This is a genomic window from Mesorhizobium sp. M3A.F.Ca.ET.080.04.2.1 (assembly GCF_003952525.1).
Taxonomy (GTDB): Bacteria; Pseudomonadota; Alphaproteobacteria; order Rhizobiales; family Rhizobiaceae; genus Mesorhizobium.
The window spans coordinates 2,276,741-2,293,001 of the sequence record NZ_CP034451.1 but is presented as its reverse complement, the minus strand read 5'-3'; the positions used below and the strand labels follow the sequence as shown (position 1 = coordinate 2,293,001).

General features: G+C 60.5%; 14 protein-coding genes and 5 pseudogenes. 8 read left to right on the top strand and 11 right to left on the bottom strand.

Annotated features, from left to right (window positions below):
* Positions 1 to 25: 25 nt before the first annotated feature.
* The 6 genes and pseudogenes from EJ074_RS11145 to EJ074_RS11120 form a co-directional block, all read left to right on the top strand.
* Positions 26 to 510, top strand: a pseudogene (locus EJ074_RS11145) (Arm DNA-binding domain-containing protein); the annotation flags it as partial.
* Positions 511 to 549: 39 nt separating this feature from the next.
* A pseudogene (locus tag EJ074_RS11140) lies at positions 550 to 1,539 on the top strand (CapA family protein); the annotation flags it as partial.
* 57 nt (positions 1,540 to 1,596) lie between these two features.
* Positions 1,597 to 2,091, top strand: a complete 495-nt coding sequence (locus EJ074_RS11135; protein ID WP_129553359.1) for a helix-turn-helix transcriptional regulator — start codon at positions 1,597 to 1,599, stop codon at positions 2,089 to 2,091.
* 161 nt (positions 2,092 to 2,252) lie between these two features.
* Positions 2,253 to 3,203, top strand: a pseudogene (locus EJ074_RS11130) (DUF1403 family protein).
* A gap of 2 nt (positions 3,204 to 3,205) precedes the next feature.
* Positions 3,206 to 3,427: pseudogene (locus EJ074_RS11125) on the top strand (segregation and condensation protein B); the annotation flags it as partial.
* 182 nt (positions 3,428 to 3,609) lie between these two features.
* Positions 3,610 to 6,372 (top strand): annotated as a pseudogene (locus EJ074_RS11120) (Tn3 family transposase); the annotation flags it as partial.
* On the opposite strand, the gene EJ074_RS30735 reads toward EJ074_RS11120, so the two are convergent.
* The 6 genes from EJ074_RS30735 to rnz all read right to left on the bottom strand — a co-directional run bounded on the left by EJ074_RS30735 (position 6,365) and on the right by rnz (position 11,228).
* The gene (locus EJ074_RS30735; RefSeq protein WP_348627027.1) at positions 6,365 to 7,006 is read right to left on the bottom strand and encodes a hypothetical protein; all 642 of its coding nucleotides are present in this window, start codon (positions 7,004 to 7,006) and stop codon (positions 6,365 to 6,367) included. The pseudogene EJ074_RS11120 and the gene EJ074_RS30735 sit on opposite strands and share 8 nt — an antisense overlap.
* Positions 7,007 to 7,052: 46 nt before the next feature.
* Positions 7,053 to 7,580 (bottom strand): hypothetical protein, encoded by a 528-nt coding sequence (locus EJ074_RS30730; protein ID WP_348627007.1) that lies wholly within the window; start codon positions 7,578 to 7,580, stop codon positions 7,053 to 7,055.
* 69 nt (positions 7,581 to 7,649) lie between these two features.
* Positions 7,650 to 8,882: a DNA ligase D gene (gene ligD, locus EJ074_RS11110; protein ID WP_245454874.1), complete on the bottom strand. Its 1,233-nt coding sequence runs from the start codon at positions 8,880 to 8,882 to the stop codon at positions 7,650 to 7,652.
* Positions 8,801 to 9,421 carry a hypothetical protein gene (locus EJ074_RS29885; RefSeq protein WP_207210067.1) on the bottom strand — a complete coding sequence of 207 codons (621 nt, stop codon included), beginning with the start codon at positions 9,419 to 9,421 and terminating at the stop codon, positions 8,801 to 8,803. The genes ligD and EJ074_RS29885 overlap by 82 nt, the downstream gene beginning before the upstream one ends.
* A gap of 427 nt (positions 9,422 to 9,848) precedes the next feature.
* Positions 9,849 to 10,316, bottom strand: coding sequence for a metallophosphoesterase family protein (locus EJ074_RS11105; RefSeq protein WP_129553358.1), 468 nt, complete (start codon positions 10,314 to 10,316; stop codon positions 9,849 to 9,851).
* A 9-nt stretch (positions 10,317 to 10,325) separates the two neighbouring features.
* Positions 10,326 to 11,228 carry a ribonuclease Z gene (gene rnz, locus EJ074_RS11100; protein ID WP_129554041.1) on the bottom strand — a complete coding sequence of 301 codons (903 nt, stop codon included), beginning with the start codon at positions 11,226 to 11,228 and terminating at the stop codon, positions 10,326 to 10,328.
* Positions 11,229 to 11,755: 527 nt separating this feature from the next.
* Between rnz and EJ074_RS11090 the strand changes: the two genes are divergently transcribed.
* Positions 11,756 to 11,998 carry a hypothetical protein gene (locus EJ074_RS11090; protein WP_129553356.1) on the top strand — a complete coding sequence of 81 codons (243 nt, stop codon included), beginning with the start codon at positions 11,756 to 11,758 and terminating at the stop codon, positions 11,996 to 11,998.
* A 2-nt stretch (positions 11,999 to 12,000) separates the two neighbouring features.
* Here the strand turns inward: EJ074_RS11090 and EJ074_RS11085 are convergent, their stop codons facing one another.
* Positions 12,001 to 12,450, bottom strand: a complete 450-nt coding sequence (locus EJ074_RS11085; protein ID WP_129553355.1) for a cupin domain-containing protein — start codon at positions 12,448 to 12,450, stop codon at positions 12,001 to 12,003.
* A gap of 175 nt (positions 12,451 to 12,625) precedes the next feature.
* Between EJ074_RS11085 and EJ074_RS11080 the strand changes: the two genes are divergently transcribed.
* On the top strand, positions 12,626 to 13,732 hold the full coding sequence (locus EJ074_RS11080) for a LuxR C-terminal-related transcriptional regulator (protein ID WP_129553354.1): 1,107 nt from the start codon (positions 12,626 to 12,628) through the stop codon (positions 13,730 to 13,732).
* A gap of 171 nt (positions 13,733 to 13,903) precedes the next feature.
* Here EJ074_RS11080 and EJ074_RS11075 read toward each other — a convergent pair whose 3' ends face one another.
* From EJ074_RS11075 to EJ074_RS11060, 4 genes are all read right to left on the bottom strand, one after another.
* A complete protein-coding gene (locus tag EJ074_RS11075; RefSeq protein WP_129553353.1) occupies positions 13,904 to 14,347 on the bottom strand; it encodes a hypothetical protein in 444 nt (147 codons plus the stop codon).
* 437 nt (positions 14,348 to 14,784) lie between these two features.
* Complete coding sequence (locus EJ074_RS11070) at positions 14,785 to 15,288, bottom strand: Hsp20/alpha crystallin family protein (RefSeq protein ID WP_129553352.1); 504 nt, start codon at positions 15,286 to 15,288, stop codon at positions 14,785 to 14,787.
* A 26-nt stretch (positions 15,289 to 15,314) separates the two neighbouring features.
* The gene (locus EJ074_RS11065) at positions 15,315 to 15,719 is read right to left on the bottom strand and encodes an Hsp20/alpha crystallin family protein (RefSeq protein WP_129553351.1); all 405 of its coding nucleotides are present in this window, start codon (positions 15,717 to 15,719) and stop codon (positions 15,315 to 15,317) included.
* A gap of 10 nt (positions 15,720 to 15,729) precedes the next feature.
* Positions 15,730 to 16,167: an Hsp20/alpha crystallin family protein gene (locus EJ074_RS11060; RefSeq protein ID WP_129553350.1), complete on the bottom strand. Its 438-nt coding sequence runs from the start codon at positions 16,165 to 16,167 to the stop codon at positions 15,730 to 15,732.
* Between the last annotated feature and the right edge of the window lie 94 nt (positions 16,168 to 16,261).

The window sequence follows — 16,261 nt, the reverse complement described above, 5'->3', positions numbered from 1 at the left end:
CGGTACTTTTGCAAAGGTAGTCGGCATGCTGACGGACGTTACCCTTAAGGCATTGAAACCAAGAGATAAAATCTACAAGGTAGCCGACCGCGACGGGATGTATGTCCGCGTGATGCCGAGTGGCGCTATCTCTTTTCGCCTGGACTACAGGCTCAACGGTCGTCGCGAGACCGTCTACCTCGGGAAATACGGGCGTGATGGAATCTCTTTGCTGCAGGCCCGGGAAAAATGCCTCGATGCCCGTCGAGCGGTTAGAGAAGGTCGCTCTCCCGCCATCGAGAAGCAGCGGGACAAACGGCGGCTGAAAGAGGCAAAGAGCTTTGGCCAATTTGGAGAGAAGTGGCTGACCCTGGCGCCAATGGCGGACAGCACTCGCTCAATGCGCCGGTCAATCTACGATTCTGCCGGTTTGGCGCAATCGACTGCTGACCGAGATCACACCAGACGACCTTCGTACCCAGTGTGCCAAGATTGTCGAGCGCGGAGCGCCGGCAACCGCTGCGGGATGTCGGCTTCAACGCTCTTGCGCTTGCGAACAACCACGCGTTCGATCTCGGACCCCACGGTGTTCTTTCAACACTTGATGAGGTCGAAGCGCGTGGTTTCCTGTATGCGGGGATCGGGACCGACGAGACCGAAGCCGCCAAACTCGGCCGGCGCAAACTGGGGGAGAGGCAGGTCTCTCTTCTCGCGGTTGATGCCGGCCCAGGTCCGGCCAACATTTATGCCGAGAACCGAACGGCTTCCCGGCCAGCCCGCCCAGGCGTCAACCGGCTGAAGACGATTCGCAAGATCGCCGTGCCCGACGGACATTTCAGGAGACTGGCAAGGCTTGGCAGCCACCTGCAGAGCTCGCATCTCGAACTGACCAACTATGCCCAACCGGAGGATCCGCCGGCGCTAGAAAACGGCAGCGAGATCAACTTCTATGGCACTGTTTTCACGCAGGCAGTAGACTTTGGCCGCCTGATTGAGATCGATCCCCAGAGTGCAAGCGTTCATTTATCTGCTATCCGGCAGGCCGCTGCTCAAGGCGACTTCGTCATTGCATATCTGCATCATCACCATTGGGAACCCGGTTGGCAGGACGTGCCCCGCTGGGTGCAGGCCTTCGCCCGCACATGCGTCGATGCTGGCGCCAACCTTTTCGTCAGCCACGGCGCACCCGTTCTTCAGGCGGTGGAGGTCTACAAAGGCTCCCCGATCTTCTACGGTCTGGGAAATTTCCTCTTCCACGTCCATCCCGATGAGGGCGAATGGGATCCTCCGGAAGTCTGGCAGAGCATTGTCGCCGCTTGCCGCTACGGTGCCAACGGAGTCCTCGAAAACATAGACCTTCTGCCCGTCGTGATCGGAGAGGTAAGCGAGCGCTCGGGATCCAAAACTGGTGGCAAATTGGTTCCCGTCCCGGCCGCCGGACACGTGGCACGAGATATTCTGGAGGGGTTCGCGACCCGCTCGCGTAGCTTCGGTACCGGCGTTGAAATATCAGGATACTTCGGCAGCATAATTATGCCGGCAGCGCGCAAATTCGGCTGACCATTCGAGTGCGTCAGTTTTCTATCTCAGAACGACTCGGTGGAGCATCCGAAGGCATTGTCAAAGCTGAAGCGTTCTACTTTGTTCCGGGTAACGCCAACACCGGAGCTCGGGCATCATCCTCACCCCGCCGATGTTTATGTCGGCAGGCAGATCGCAATGGTTCGAGTGCAATCAGATGTGTCCCAAGCTCAGCTTGCCCGATCGATTGGCATCAGTATTCAGCAGCTCCAAAAATATGAGAACGCAAGGAACCGAGTAAGCGCGTCCATGATCTACGAGATTGGCAGGTCGCTGGGTGTGCCCGTCAGCCGCTTTTTCAACGGCCTTCCGGAAAATGGTGAGAGTACCCGCGAGGCTTCAGTTCTGCCGGTTGAGCGAATTGACTTCATTGCCAGCGCTGAGGGACGGCACCTGATCGAGCGTCTTGTTCAACTCCCTCCGCGAGTCCGCGCTCGCGTATCTGCTCTGATCGCAGCAATAGGGGAAGAATTGGCTATCTCTCGATATGAAGAAGGACAGTCACACGGCCGTCAAACTGGCGTTAGCTGATCGCCAGCCGCGTTATGCCCAGAACCGCCAGGTTCTCATTGTGCCTCATGGCTAAGCGACTGATAAGGCAACATTATCATTCGTTTTGTGTCGCCGACAAGCTGTGCGTTTTGGCGCGAAATTGATGGTATAAAGCGCACGGGCATTTTACCCTCAAAATCATGATTCGCCTCGATCCAGCGACCGCCAATGTTGCTCCGCCACCGACCGTGCCGGGTTGGGCGCTCGAGACTGTTGGCGTTCCGCATGACGCCGACGCTGCCTTCCGGGCCGGCGCCGCGCTGGCTTCTCTCGACAGCCAAGCCCGCGCGCAGCCTGCCTGGGCCGGCGCCTGGCGCCAGCGGCTGGCGCTGAAATGCGCAACCGCCAGCATGCGGCTCGCCGGCCGTGCCGAGGATGAAGCTGCCCTGCGCGACGCATGGCAGCTTTGCCCGGCTGGCGCCGATCCCGGTCCCGCCGGCGCCATTTTTGGCGCCTGGCGCCAGCTGACGCTGCAGCCGCCGGCGGTCAGCGCCGATCGGCTGGCGAAAGGGACCGAGCTGCTCGGGCTCGCCTGAGACGACGCGGCGCTCGCTGACCTCTGCACGCAGATCCAAGACGTGGCGGGCTCGCAGCGGCCGGCGCCGTTCGCCGCGGCGGCAAGCGCCGCCCGTGTCGTCGCCATGCGCCCCGATGCCGAGCTTTTTGGCTGGTGGCTCGCCGACCTGGTGCTGGCGAAGAGCCTGCGCTGGCCGCGGCCGCTGCCACTGCTGATGGCGCAGGCTTTTGGCCCGGCTTTTCGCACTGAAGGCGGCAAGCGCATCCGACCCGGGGACAAGAATTTTGAGCGCGCGGTCTGCCTGGCGCTGGTGCAAGCGGCGGCGGAGGCCTGCCGGCTGGCCAGCGAACTGTCGCGTCGCGCCGAGAAGCTTCTGGCGGTGGCGCCAAAGCTGCGCGCCAAGGGCGCTGGCGACGTGATTTTTTTGCTGCTCAATGAAGATGCCGTCGCCGGATCGCTGACGACCAAAAACCTGTCGCGCTTCGCCGCGCGACGCCTGTTCGAGCGGCTGCAGCAGCTCGAGGCCGTGCGCGAGCTGTCGGGCCGCGCCAGCTTCCGGCTGTTTGGGCTGTAGCGATGAGCCAAGCCTCCGTCCGCCGCAAGCCTGACGATCAGCCGGCGCTGCTCGACACCGAGCTCGAGCACCTGCCGCCGGAACTGCGCTGGCGCGAGTGGATGGGCCGCGTCGAAGCCGTGATCTTCGCGGCCAGCGAACCGGTGCCGCGCGAGGTGTTGGCGCGGGTGGTGGGAAGAATCTGCAATCTCGACCTCGTCATCGACGACATCCGCGCCGAGCTGGGGTCGGAACAAGAGCAGTGCGAAATCGTACGCTAAGGGCGAACGGATCATGAACTCTACTGTAGTGCGGCTGTGCAGCATCCGATCCCTGTGGATTGCCTTCGCAGAGCCCCAATTTTGATTTCTTCGCCCGTCCGACTCGACAACGCTCCCGGCAGATTAGTCGTGGATGGAGTTGGGCGATGGGTAAACGGAGGCTTCTCAAGGTTCAGGATCGACAGAGGCTTTTCGATATACCAACCGATGAGGACGGCCTCACCCGACACTATTCGCTGTCGTCGGCCGACAGGCTTGAAATTGGACTTCGCAGACGAGAACACAATCAGCTCGGATTTGCCGTTCAGCTCTGCTTGATGCGATATCCAGGCAGGGTGTTGGCGACCGATGAAACTCCGCCTCGCGCAATGCTAAAATACGTTGCCGAGCAGATTGGCGCCGACGCTGGAACGTTTGCGCTTTATGCACGCCGTGAAGAAACGCGTCGCGATCACATTGCTCGCTTGATGGTCTATCTGGCCGCGCGGAGCGCGACGGGGCAAGACCGTAGAGCTGCGCTGTTGGCTGGAATTCAGGCCGCCACGATGTCCGACGACGGTGGCGCGATAGCGAGTGCTACTGTCGCCATGTTTCGTGAACGCGGATCTCTTCTGCCGTCAATCGACACAATCGAGCGGATCGGTCTTGCCGCCCGTGCCATTGCCCGTCGGCGGGCGGAGAGAGCGCTGATCGAAGAAATTTCGGTCGAAACGCTTCAATCATTAGATAAGCTGTTGGAGGTTCACCCGGCCATTGGCCAAACGCGCTTTCATTGGCTGCGATCAGCGCCGGATGCGCCAGGTGCGTCAAACCTGGTCGGGCTGACCGAACGGATCGCCTTCCTGCGCAAGCTAGAAATCGATCCGAAATTGCAGATGCGCATATCGTCTGGACGGTGGGATCAGATGATCCGTGAGGGCAACGCCACACCGGCATGGCTGGCCAACGACTTCAATGCCAGCCGTCGACACGCGCTGATCGTGGCGCAGATTATCAAGCTCGGCCAGAAGCTCACGGACGATGCAGTATCGATGTTCATCAAGCTGATGGGTCGGCTGTTCTCGCAAGCCAACAACCGCAAGAAGCAGCGGCACATGGACTGCAGGCCGGATACCGCCAAAGCGCTACGCATGTTCCTGGACACGATCACAGCCCTTCAGTTCGCGAACAACTATGGCCGGAACGCATTGGAGGTTCTCGATCAGGAAGTTGGATGGCACCGATTGCTTCGGATGAAGCCTGAGCTTGAGTCGATGGTCGAGGACAACGAGGCGTCGCCTTTGACCTTAGCGGCCGAGCAATATGCGACAGTCAACAAGTACGCCGGTGCGTTTCTGGAAGCGTTCACATTCCGCTCAGCGCGCCGCCACGATCCCCTTCTTGCGGCGATTTCGCTGCTGAAACGGCTCTATGCCGAAAAGCGGCGCACCCTTCCGGATCGCGTCCCGGTCACCCACCTCAGCCAAGGTGATCGACGGCTAATTCTCGGGCAGGACAAGCCCGATCGCCGTCTCTATGAGATTGCAACGCTCGCGGCTTTGCGAGACCGGCTTAGATCCGCGGACATTTGGGTCGATGGCAGCCGATCCTTCCGACCGATCGACGAGCACCTGATGCCGCGGTCAACGTACACCATCCTGAAAGATGAAGATCGCCTCGGACTTGGTGTCCCACAAGACGGCGCGGCGTGGCTCGCCGAAGCGCGGCAGATGCTCGACTTCAACCTGAAGCGCCTGGCGCATAGGGCACGATCCGGGAAGCTCGACGGTGTTCGTCTCGAAGGTGGAACGCTTATCGTCACGCCGGCACCTGGCGAAGTTCCCGCAGCAGCCGAGGACCTGAATGCCGAGATCAGCGAGCTCTATCCGTTGATCGAGGTTCCAGATCTCTTGAGGGAGGTGCATGAATGGACCGGCTTTGCGGATTGCTTCACCCATGTTCGCACGGGTGACACTCCGAGGAATGTCTCGGCCATGCTGGCTGGCGTACTGGCCGATGCAACCAACCTCGGTCCGAAACGGATGGCCAGCGCATCCAAAGGCATCAGCGCCCACCAGATCAGCTGGATGCGTACCTTCCACGCCCGGTCGGAGACCTACCGAGCAGCCCAGGCCTGCGTGACGGACGCACACACCCGCCATCCGCATTCCCGCCTTTGGGGCAATGGCACGACGTCGTCATCTGATGGCCAATTCTTCCGAGCAAGCGACCGCGCCGCAAAGCGCGGAGATATCAATCTACATTACGGCAGTGAGCCCGGATCGAAGTTCTACAGCCATCTGTCAGATCAGTATGGCTACTTCAGCATCCTGCCCATCAGCCCGACCGAAAGCGAGGCCGCCTTTGTGCTCGACGGACTATCCGATCAGGACACAATCCTCGAAATACAAGAGCACTTCACCGACACCGGCGGCGCGAGCGATCACGTCTTTGGCCTATTCGCTCTGATCGGCAAGCGGTTCGCACCGCGACTGCGAAATCTCAAAGATCGGAAGTTCCACACGTTCGAGAAAGGCGATGCATACCCGGCGCTGTCAAACCACATCGGGGCGCCAATCAACACCACCCTGATCCTCGATCACTGGGATGATCTGCTTCATCTGGCGGCATCGATAACCACACGTGCCGTTGTGCCCTCGACGATCTTGAAGAAGCTCTCGGCGTCACCGAAGGAAAGCCAACTGGCCAAGGCTCTTCGGGAACTCGGCCGCATTGAGCGCTCGCTTTTCATGATCGAATGGTACTCGAGCTCGACATTGCGCCGGCGTTGCCAAGCCGGCCTCAACAAGGGCGAGGCAGCGCACAAACTCAAACGCGCAGTCTTCTTCCATGAACGTGGGGAACTCCGCGACCGGTCGTTCGAAAGTCAGGCATTCCGCGCATCGGGCCTCAATCTTGTCGTCAGCGCGAGGCCAGGATGTCCGCCTCTATGCCCTTCAGGATGCGGAATTTTCCACCATACTTGTTGTTCAGCCGATCAGCTTCGCGGTGCTGTTCAGCAATCTCCTGCAACGTGAGCCCACCCGCATAGTGAGCGGACTGTGAATGGTCAGCGACACCATAGTACTCGAACCCGCGCTTACGGGTCGCTTCAGCCATTGCCTCGAGCGTCTCGGTTCCGTCGGATGCGGTCGTGTGAGAATGCAGGATCCCATGCAGGTCTTCGTCCCGGACGAGGGTGGGGAGTTGCCGCCTCGCTGCCCGCTCAATCTCGTCCCTGCCTTCGCGCAGTTCAGGTTCGATGAGCTGGAGGTCCAACGCTTCGTAAATTTCCTCTTCTGTCGCTGACGCAATCAGCTTTCTGCCGCGATAGAGTCCATCGGATTTGAGGGCGACCCCCCTCTCGGCCGCGTAGCTCCTCAACTGCTCAAGATGGGCCGCCGAACCGGTGGCTTCGAGGAGGCTCGCGCCAAAGTGCTTGTTGTCCGTGACGACAAGCCTGAGGGTGGACTGCTCGATTTCGGTCCGCCTCTTCCCAAGCGCGACCAGCGCCAGGTCGGCAACAAGTTCGCAGCCGCGCCGGAAATCACCGGCGATTTCCACGCGCGAAAACTCGGGATGCTCTTGCTTCAAAGATATGACCGCATGCTCAAGGAGCGCCGCGGCCTTGTGCAGGTGAAGCTGTGTCTCGCCGCTTCGAGCGATGGCCAGGTTCTGCAGGATCTTTGTCTGAAGCGAAGCGCCGAGGCCTTTGACTGGCCGGACTGCGATCTGCCTTTGCTGCGGCTTCGAGGTCAGCCAACGAGTTCACGCCGAGCGCCTGATGAAGCTTCAGGATCTTGTCGGGCCGAAGCCCCGGTATAGCAAACAGCTCCAGAACCCCCGCCGGCACTTCCTCGCGCAGCTTCTCAAGGCTTGGATGTGTGCCCGTTTCATAGAGCTTGCGAACGATGTCCGCGATCGCGTCGCCGATCCCCGGGATTCTGGTGAGGGCGCCCGCGGCGATGATCCGATCAAGCGGCTGCGACAACGCAGCCAAACTATCGGCAGCGCGCAAGTAAGCTTTGGTGCGATAGGGATTGCCTCCGCGAAGCGATGTGCGATGTGCATATTCCCTCAAGAGGCTGGCGGCTGTCCGCGGATCCGTTTTTGCCATGGTCGAGGCAAACGGGACCAATGTCCGCGGGTTCCAATCAGGCGCACGAGGCGAAGCCTTGATCCAGTCTTTCTGACGTCGAGGAATAGGCTACAGATTTGGCAATAACTGGTCGGCTCGACCCCATCCCGCCAGGGATTTGCTGGCTGCGCGTTTCTTCAATTCACGAGCATCCCCGACGTGGAAATGCGAAGGCGCATCAATCGTCTTCATTTCCGCCCAGGTGATGGGCGCGGCGACGGGAGCGCCTGGCCGTGACCTCGCGCTGTAGGGCATGATCGCGGTCGCTCCTCGCTGGTTGCGCAGATAGTCGACAAAGATCCGTCCCTTCCGCTTCGCTTTCGACAACACGGCCGTAAAGTGAGAGGGATCGGTCTGGGCGACCGCCTGCGCCAGCCCCGAGGCGAAGGCCTTCACCTCGGGCCATTCGGCCTGGGGTGTGAGCGGGGCGATCACATGGACGCCCTTGCCGCCCGTCAGCATCGGGAAGGTGGTTAGGCCAAGCGATTTCAGAATATCCCGGAACTTGAACGCGGCGGCACGCACCGCCTCGAAATCCAGCCCCTCGTCGGGGTCGAGATCAAACACCAGACGGTCGGCCTTCTCGACGTCTTCGATGCGCGCTCCCCAGCCATGGAACTCAATCGTTCCCATCTGGACACAGGTCATCAGCCCCTCGGCATCGTCGACGTAAAGATAGGGCTCCTCATGGCCGTCCCTTTCAGTGATTCCGACGTGATGGACCTTGTCGCCGAAGCTGCCGGCGTCATGCTTCTGGAAGAAACACTTCTTCGCCCGGCCTTGCGGACAGCGAACAAGGCTGATCGGCCTGCTGCCGGCCCAGGGAAGCATGATCGCGGCGACGTCGGCGTAATAATCGGCAAGCTGTCCCTTTGTGATGTTGGATTCGGGGTAAATGACACGGCCGCGATTGCTGATGGCAATCGAGCTCGTCGCCAGCGCCGGCAGCGTCGCGGTGTGATGTTCCGTCTCAAGCGCAACGGCTTCCGGCTTCTTGTCCTCGCGCAGGCCGAGATAGCTTGGGTGACGCAGTGTCCCTTCGTTTGTCATCTCGGTATAGGCGATCTCGGCGACCAGCTTCGGACGCAGCCAGCGCGCGCCGCGAACTTCCGCGCGTGGTGCTTCGACGGTGGCGGCGCTCTGCTCGAGCGGCGCCATAGTCTTCATCAGACTGGCCATCTCTGCGGTATCGAAACCGGTCCCGACCTTGCCGGCAAAGCCTAGCTTTCCGCCGTCATGGACCCCAAGGATAAGCGATCGAAACGCGCGATCCTTGTCTGACGGCGTCCAGCCGACGAGCACGAATTCCTGCTGACGCACTTGATCTTCAGCCAGCTTCCATCCCGGGCCCCGACATAGTCCGAATCCGCCAGCTTCGAGATAACCCCCTCGAGGCCGGCGTCGCAGAAGCGGTTCAGCAATTCCTCGCCGCGGCCCTGGATATGATCGGAGTAGCGAAGGATGGCGTTCTTCTCCGGCAGGATTTCCTCCAGTTTCGCCTTGCGCTCCAGGAGCGGAAGCCTCGTCAGGTCTTCGCCGTCGAGTTGGAGCAGGTCGAAGGCATAAAAATCGATGCTTGCCGGATCGCCCTTCAAGGCGTTCTGGAGCGCCTGGTAACTCGATCGCCCCGCGGCGTCGATGACAACGGCCTCGCCATCGATGAGCGCGGATCTAACCTTGAGCTTGCCTGCCTCCGAAAGGATAGAGGGGAAGCGCCCGGACCAATCCAGGCCGGAACGTGTGTAGGCACGCGCCTCTCCGCCGCCGATGGCGACGAGAATACGGTAGCCGTCGTATTTCATCTCGTGGATCCAGCGATCGCCGGCGGGGACGGTGTCCACGAGCTTTGCGAGCTGGACGGCCGAAAAGCGGGCGGCCCAAAAGTGGCTTGGTCTTGAGGTGGCTTCGTTTGACGAGCGCGCAACCCGTCGACTGCCTTTCGCTTGGTCACCTTCACCGCCCCATACTCAAGAGGAATGGCCTAATCGCGTCCAACGCAGGACTGCTTCTTTAGTTTCGACGCTCGGGGGGCGGGTGCAGTTCTCCGATTTCCTGAACCGCAGAAAGGGCAGATCTGGTTTGTCGTCAGGCAGCATATGACGTGCCTTCGACGTCTGCCCGTTTACGCTCCGAAAGTGGCATAGAAGGCATTGCCGAATTCTTCATTCCTCGCATTTCGAGAAGTCAACTTGGGGTGATTGGTCGCGCGTGGACGCCTTCATTCAGCCGATGCGTCTAGCCTGCATGCGATCGCCTCGAGCCCGCGCCTTAGCGGCTACTTAGATCCTGAATGGCCGGCTGTAGACCGTCAGGCGTGATATCAACCGTCGCAAGCGTGATCGGCAACTTGAAACGACGGTGACCGGCGCTGCCCGGATTAAGGTAGAGCACACCGTCAACGGTTTTGAGTTTCGGCACATGGGAATGGCCCGACACGACCATGTCGATACCAAGTGCTGCTGGTGAGACTTGCAGTGTTTTCAGATCATGGAGGACGTAGAATGTTCGGCCCGCCAGCCGCACCAAGGCCGTATCGGCGTAGTTCGCAGCCCACTCAGCTCTATCGACGTTTCCTCTGATCGCGGTAACCGGTGCGATCTGCTGAAGAGCGGGAATAATGTCTGGACTGCCAATGTCCCCGGCATGGATGATGTGGTCGACCCCGGTCAGGCGTCGTTCCGCTTCAGGCCTCAGCAGGGCATGCGTGTCAGAGATGATGCCTATCCTGAATGTCATTGTCGGCCGTTATATGATGACATCGAGATCAGCCGCAATTCGGCTGTTCGGAAATGTCCGCACGGCTTCCGCGAGGATTTCTTCGTCGGCATAGCGGCCGGAGATGTGCGTCAGAATGAGTTGCTTCACGTTGCTCGTCGCTGCCAGAGATGCTGCCTGCGCAGCCGTGAGATGACCATAGTCGCGCGCCATGGCCGCATCCCGTTCCAGGAAGGTGGCCTCGATCACCAGAAGATCGGCACCGCGGATATGTTCCGCGAGATCATCGGTCGACTCCGTATCGCCAATGATGACCAGCTTCTTGCCTCCTTCCAGCGGTCCGAGCACGTCTTTGGAGGCAACTGTTCGGCCATCCGCGAGGGTTATAGACCGGCCTTCTGCCAGTTCCTTCCTGATTGGGCCGTCTGGCACGCCCAGAGACGTGAGGTGCTCGGCGCGAAGGTGGCGGCGCGGCGGAGTCTCGAGCACGAAGCCATAGCTGTCTGTGTCGCGGTGACGAACCGGAAAGCAGTCGATCATGAATTCGTCTGCGTCGAAAAACCGGCCGGGCGTCAGCGGCTCAAGCCTTAGTGGGATCGGCGCTCGTCCTTCGCCCCACAGACCGGCGAGCATGTGCGCAACCACGTCGAGGGTGTCCGGGCCTCCATGGACGGTCAGGAGATCGTCGCTTTGCCGCAACCGGAGTGTCGAGAACAGCCCGGGGATGCCGAGGATATGGTCGAAATGCGCATGGGTGAGCAACAGGCGGTGAAGCCGCCTGAAGCCAGCGCCGCTGCGCAGCAGCCGGCGTTGAGTGCCTTCCCCGCAGTCGACTAGAATTCGGTGGCCTCCCGCCTCGACAAGCAGGGCAGGGTGATTTCGCTCGGCAGAGGGTACGCTGGCCGAGGTGCCAAGAAACGTCACTCTGAAAATCATCGAGCAAGTCTAGCCGCGAGCGGCGAGGCCTCAAACCGGGCAAATCACGCGGCCAAGTCTGCCGTGGCCGTCTTTGGACTATTTCGACTCCACGCCCCGCTCGGGCTTTATCCCTGTGCTTTCACCATCGCCATGGACGAGGTCGCGGTCCCAGTCATTGGTCTTGTCGGGTGTCTTGGCAGCCGCCTCCTGGGTATCCCGCTCTTTGTCCTTCCGGGGTCTCGGACCTGGCATGTCCGGCGATGATTTTGGTCTCATTGTTTGTCCTCTTCGGGCGCTCAATCCGAAACAGGGCGGGGTGAATTAGGTTCCGCTGGCTTCGGCTGACGGTGGGACTGCAGCGGCACGTTGCGCGACATCATCGGGAGCAAGGGCCTTTGTGATGGTCAGGCATGAGACCTCCTGAAAATGTGTAGGAATATGTTCTTGTTTTGTTCCAACGAGTCAACAAAAAAAGATGATTGCAAGCGCGAGCGACGGCGATATCATCCCGTCTCGCCCGTAGCTTTTTCAAGGAGGAGGCTATGTTGTATCCCGGCCATGTTGTCATGGACGACGAGCTTGCGATGCTTGCGGGCGTCCATCAAACCCTCTGCCAGGAGCGCGGGATTGAACTCGACAGCGTGCGTGGGCAGAGGCTTGCGGCTCACCTGTTCAAGATGTTCCTCAACGGGCTCACCGAGCAGGAAGAACTACTGCACGCGGCGCGGAACCGTGGGCCGCTCGTACCGCCGGAACAAGCTTTCCAGCAGCCGCTTTCGACTTAGTCCTAAGGTCCAGCGACGACCAGGGGTGGCCCGGTAATCTCCATGTCGAACTGGGCGGCGATCGCTTTTATTTCGGCGAGATCGCGCGGAATCTCCAACCCTAAAGCGGCAACCGCGGGGAAAAAGCCTTCGAGACCACCGGGTGACAAGATGGCGATCCATCGCGCACGCTCAGTGACAACGAACGCGTGCTCGACGCCAGCAGGAATGTAGACCATGCTTCCGGCGCTGCGTTCGAAAGTCTCCCCGGCGCGCCAGAAACGCAGCCGCCCTTGGAGTATGACGAAGATTTCGTCCGCCTCAAGATGACGGTGGCGCGGCGGTCCGTCCCCCGGATCGGCATCGGATGCAAATGCCCCGAACTTGCCGCCGGTCTCTTGCGCCGCCAGGAGCGTTTCGTAGTGCGTACCGTTCCAATCGGTTTGAGTGCTAGGTGCTGCCCGTGTTTGCATCGTCGCCACATGCGGTTGGAGTGAAGCTTTGATGACATGGCGATAGCTACACGTTGAGCTCGGGCAGGCGCCTCCTATGAACCTATGAGATGCGGCGACGAACGGTTGTCAGCAACGCCGGCTTCCGGCAAACTGCAAATCCCTTCAGGTGAGGGAGCGGTGAAATCCGGCACACATGCACGACTTCGATGGCATGGTCGGGCAGATCTATGATGCCGCGACCGAACCCGGCCGCTGGCCGCAGGTTCTTGAGACGCTGTCGGATTTCCTCGAAGGCGCCGCCACCAAGCTCACGTTCCAGAACGCAAGGACGCTGCGCAGCGAAGCGAATTCGGTCCGCATGCCGCCCGAGGCGGACCTCACGTATGCGCAGTACTACTACAAGACCAATGTGTTCCTGCCACGCTTTGCCAGGCTTAGCGCCGGCACGCTGATCCCGATTTGGGACCTCCTGCCGCGCGAGGTCTACCGGCGCTCCGAGTTCTACAACGACTTCTGCCGGCCCGGCGACATGTGCCACTCGATCGGAGTGGTGCTGGCCAACGAGCCGGACATACGCGTCGTGTTCACCTGCGGACGCGCCGAGGCGACAGGCGAGTTCGAGCCCGAGCATATCGAGCGGCTGCGCCGCATCGGGCCGCATCTGGTCCGGGCGGCGAGAGTGGGACTGCGCCTCTCACGTTCCGAGATCGCCAGGAGCGCCAACGTCGAGGCGCTCGACCGTATTGCCCAGGGCGTGCTGGTCGTAGCAGCGAACGGCGAGATCCTGTTTGCCAACCGGGCGGCCGAGGCGCTGCTCACCGAGGCCGACGGGATCAGGATCGAAAAATCGGCACTGCGCGCAACCAGGCCCGCGGATGCGCAATTTCAACGGTTGATTGCCACGGCCGCGGAACGGTTGGACGCCGCGGGCGGCGTAATGACGCTCGCGCGGCCGGCACCGCGCCGACCGCTGAGCGTACTGGTCGCGCCGCTCAAGATGGAGTTGAAGTGGTTCGTGACCGCACGCCCCGCCGCGGTCGTGTTCGTGTCCGATCCGGACAGCGCGCCGCGGACCGCGCAGGACCAGTTGCGCAATCTCTATCGGTTGACGCCGGCCGAGGCGGCCGTGGCCATCGCGATCGCCCGCGGTGAAGGACTTCAGGCGGTCGCCGACGAGCTTGGCATCAGCCTGACCACGGCACGCACCCACCTGCAGCACGTATTCGAAAAGACGGAGACGAGGCGGCAGGCGGAGCTGGTGCGCCTCATCGCGGCGAGTGGGGTTTACGACCGAGAATAGCTGGATCGCAGCGAGGCTCGCCCAAGCAGGTCGCAAGAGCCTCTGAACGACGTCGCATGCACGCGGACGCAGGGGCCTGATCCTCACTACCCGCTCTGCAAGCCTGCCGGCCGGCTTGCGCCCGCAAAGCTGATACGGCCACCGGAGTTGGTTGAACATCGAGCCCAGGCATCACCGCCTTCGGGCAATCATCTCGACCGGCGCAATCAGGCCGGCTGCAATGCTTTCGCTCATGTTTGGGACCATCTGGGGCCGCCGCGCTCCCATGAGTGTCTGGACGCCCAGGACTGTCCGCCCTGTTGCCGCCTGGGCGCGCTGCCGCGCGAAATAGTCAAGCGCAACGTCACGCCGCTGGCGTTCCGACAAGATCTCGAACCCTGCCGCGGAAAGCGCGTCGCGGTACTGCTCTGGGGCGGCGATGGCGTTCGCATCGGCCGTACTCGCCCCAGATATCTGCTTCCAGGAAATCGGAACTGCGGCGGGCGCGCGGGAGTGCGGTTTATTCGCCGTTTTTTCCTGGTTGCCGACTGCAGCGTGCCCTTGATGCGGAAACACAAATTTGACCAGGCGTAGCTTCCGGCACACAAGGTATGTATGAATGCTTTGAATGGGCACGCTATTCCCCCCGAAGTAAGTCAAAAAATCGCAACAAAAGCCGTTCGCTGCGGCTTGCGGTCACGAGAAGCTTTCAGCCCCAAATGTATCTCAAGCATTCGCTAGGAGATTGTCAAACGGCAGGCACTTGCTGGAAGGAAATCGACCTCTCCTCGGCACGATTTCGATCAAGCTCTTATCGGGCCAGATCTCGAATCCTCATAGAAGTCCGCTATCGCCGGTCAGGATACCGGATCTGCCGATCGGTTACAGGGACCCATCCCAGCCATTAGAATGCCTGCCGGAGCCCCCGGAACGGAGCAAGATCCACGGACGTCGAAAACACACAAAGCGCTTCTTCATGTTCGCCTTTTGTGCTTCGAAGGTTGTCTAAAGGTAGCCTGGAACGGCTGCAGCATACGAGATGCGACGGATTTATTCCGTCGCATCTCTTGACGTTAGGTACCCTTCACCTCGATCTTTTTTACGCGCGACAGTGCTTCTTGAGTCTTCGGCAGCGTCACGGTCAGAACGCCGTTTTTGAACTCGGCGTTGACCTTGTCAGTGTCGACACCTGAAGGTAGCGGGATAGAGCGGTAAAACGATCCGTATGATCGCTCCGCCAAGTGATAGCCCTTTTTGCTCTCTTCTCGCCCGCTCTTCCTTTCTCCCTTGATCGTGAGTGCGCTGTCCGTCAGCGAGACATCGACCTCCTTCTGATCGAGTCCCGGAAGCTCCACCGAAACCTCAAGCGCGCTCTCGGTCTCGGCGATATCCGTTCGCGGGCCGCCGGCATCCCAGCGACCAAAAGCACCAAACGGTTGATCGAACCGCTTCCAGAAATCCTCGAAGATGCGGTTTACATCGCGCTGCAGGGAAAAGACGGGATTTTCTTCGTCCCGCTTTGCGATTTCGCTTCCCTTATTGTTGTTACCCCAGGGAATCAGGTCTCTGATCTGCATTGCCAACCTCCTTTTTCCCAAACGAACTAGGCCATCTTGAGTTGGATCTTTCTCGCCTTTGCAGGTGCGGCCTTCGGGATGACCAGCCGCAGGACGCCGTTCTTTTGGGATGCCTCGATACCGTCCCGATCGATGTCTTCAGACAGAGTGAAGACACGCTCATAATCGCCCGAGGCATATTCGGCGTAGACTTGTCGATAGTTCTCGTGCGGCTGGTCCGCCGCGTAGCCGCGGATCGCCAGTGTCCGCTTTTCGAGCGTGATGTCGACCCCATCCGAAGCGACGCCGGGCATATCGACGAGAAGGACAACATTGTCCTGTGTCTCATAAATATCGGCCCGAGGGACAAAAACCGCGCGCGAACGGGTCCGTTCGCTGCCGTCAACTTTGCTAGGGACCTGGCGCTCGGTCGTTTTCAGTTCTTGAGCCATCTTCGCCTCCTTATCCCTTGATCTGGATCTTCTTCGGCCGATCCGCCTCCGGCCGGTGCAGTTCGACTTCGAGTAACCCGTTGGCGAAACGAGCCTCGACCTGCTCCGGATCGACGCGGAATGGCAATTGTACAGTCCGGGAGAAGCTACCATACGGGAGCTCGCGTCGGTGCCAGACAGACTTCTCGTCCTCGGTCGTCGGGGATCCGCGTTCGCCTTTCAATGTCAGCGTGTTGTCGCGGACCGTGAGGTCGACATCGCCCGGCGCCAACCCGGGCAACTCAGCGGTCACGGCCACACTCTCCTCGCCCGCCCAAAGGTTGATTGGCGGAAATTCTGGGGCGGTTGCGGCCGTCATTCCGGCCAAACGCTGATTCATTTCCTGTTGCATGCGCCGCATTTCCAAGAACGGGTCGAACCCCACGCGGCCGAAATCTGATAACAGCATGTGCATCCTCCTTCGATTCGCGGTCACATATGTGCTGGGCTATGCGCCATGCACGTTCATGCCGTAGCCAGAATCCATCGGAGGCGTTGGGGAA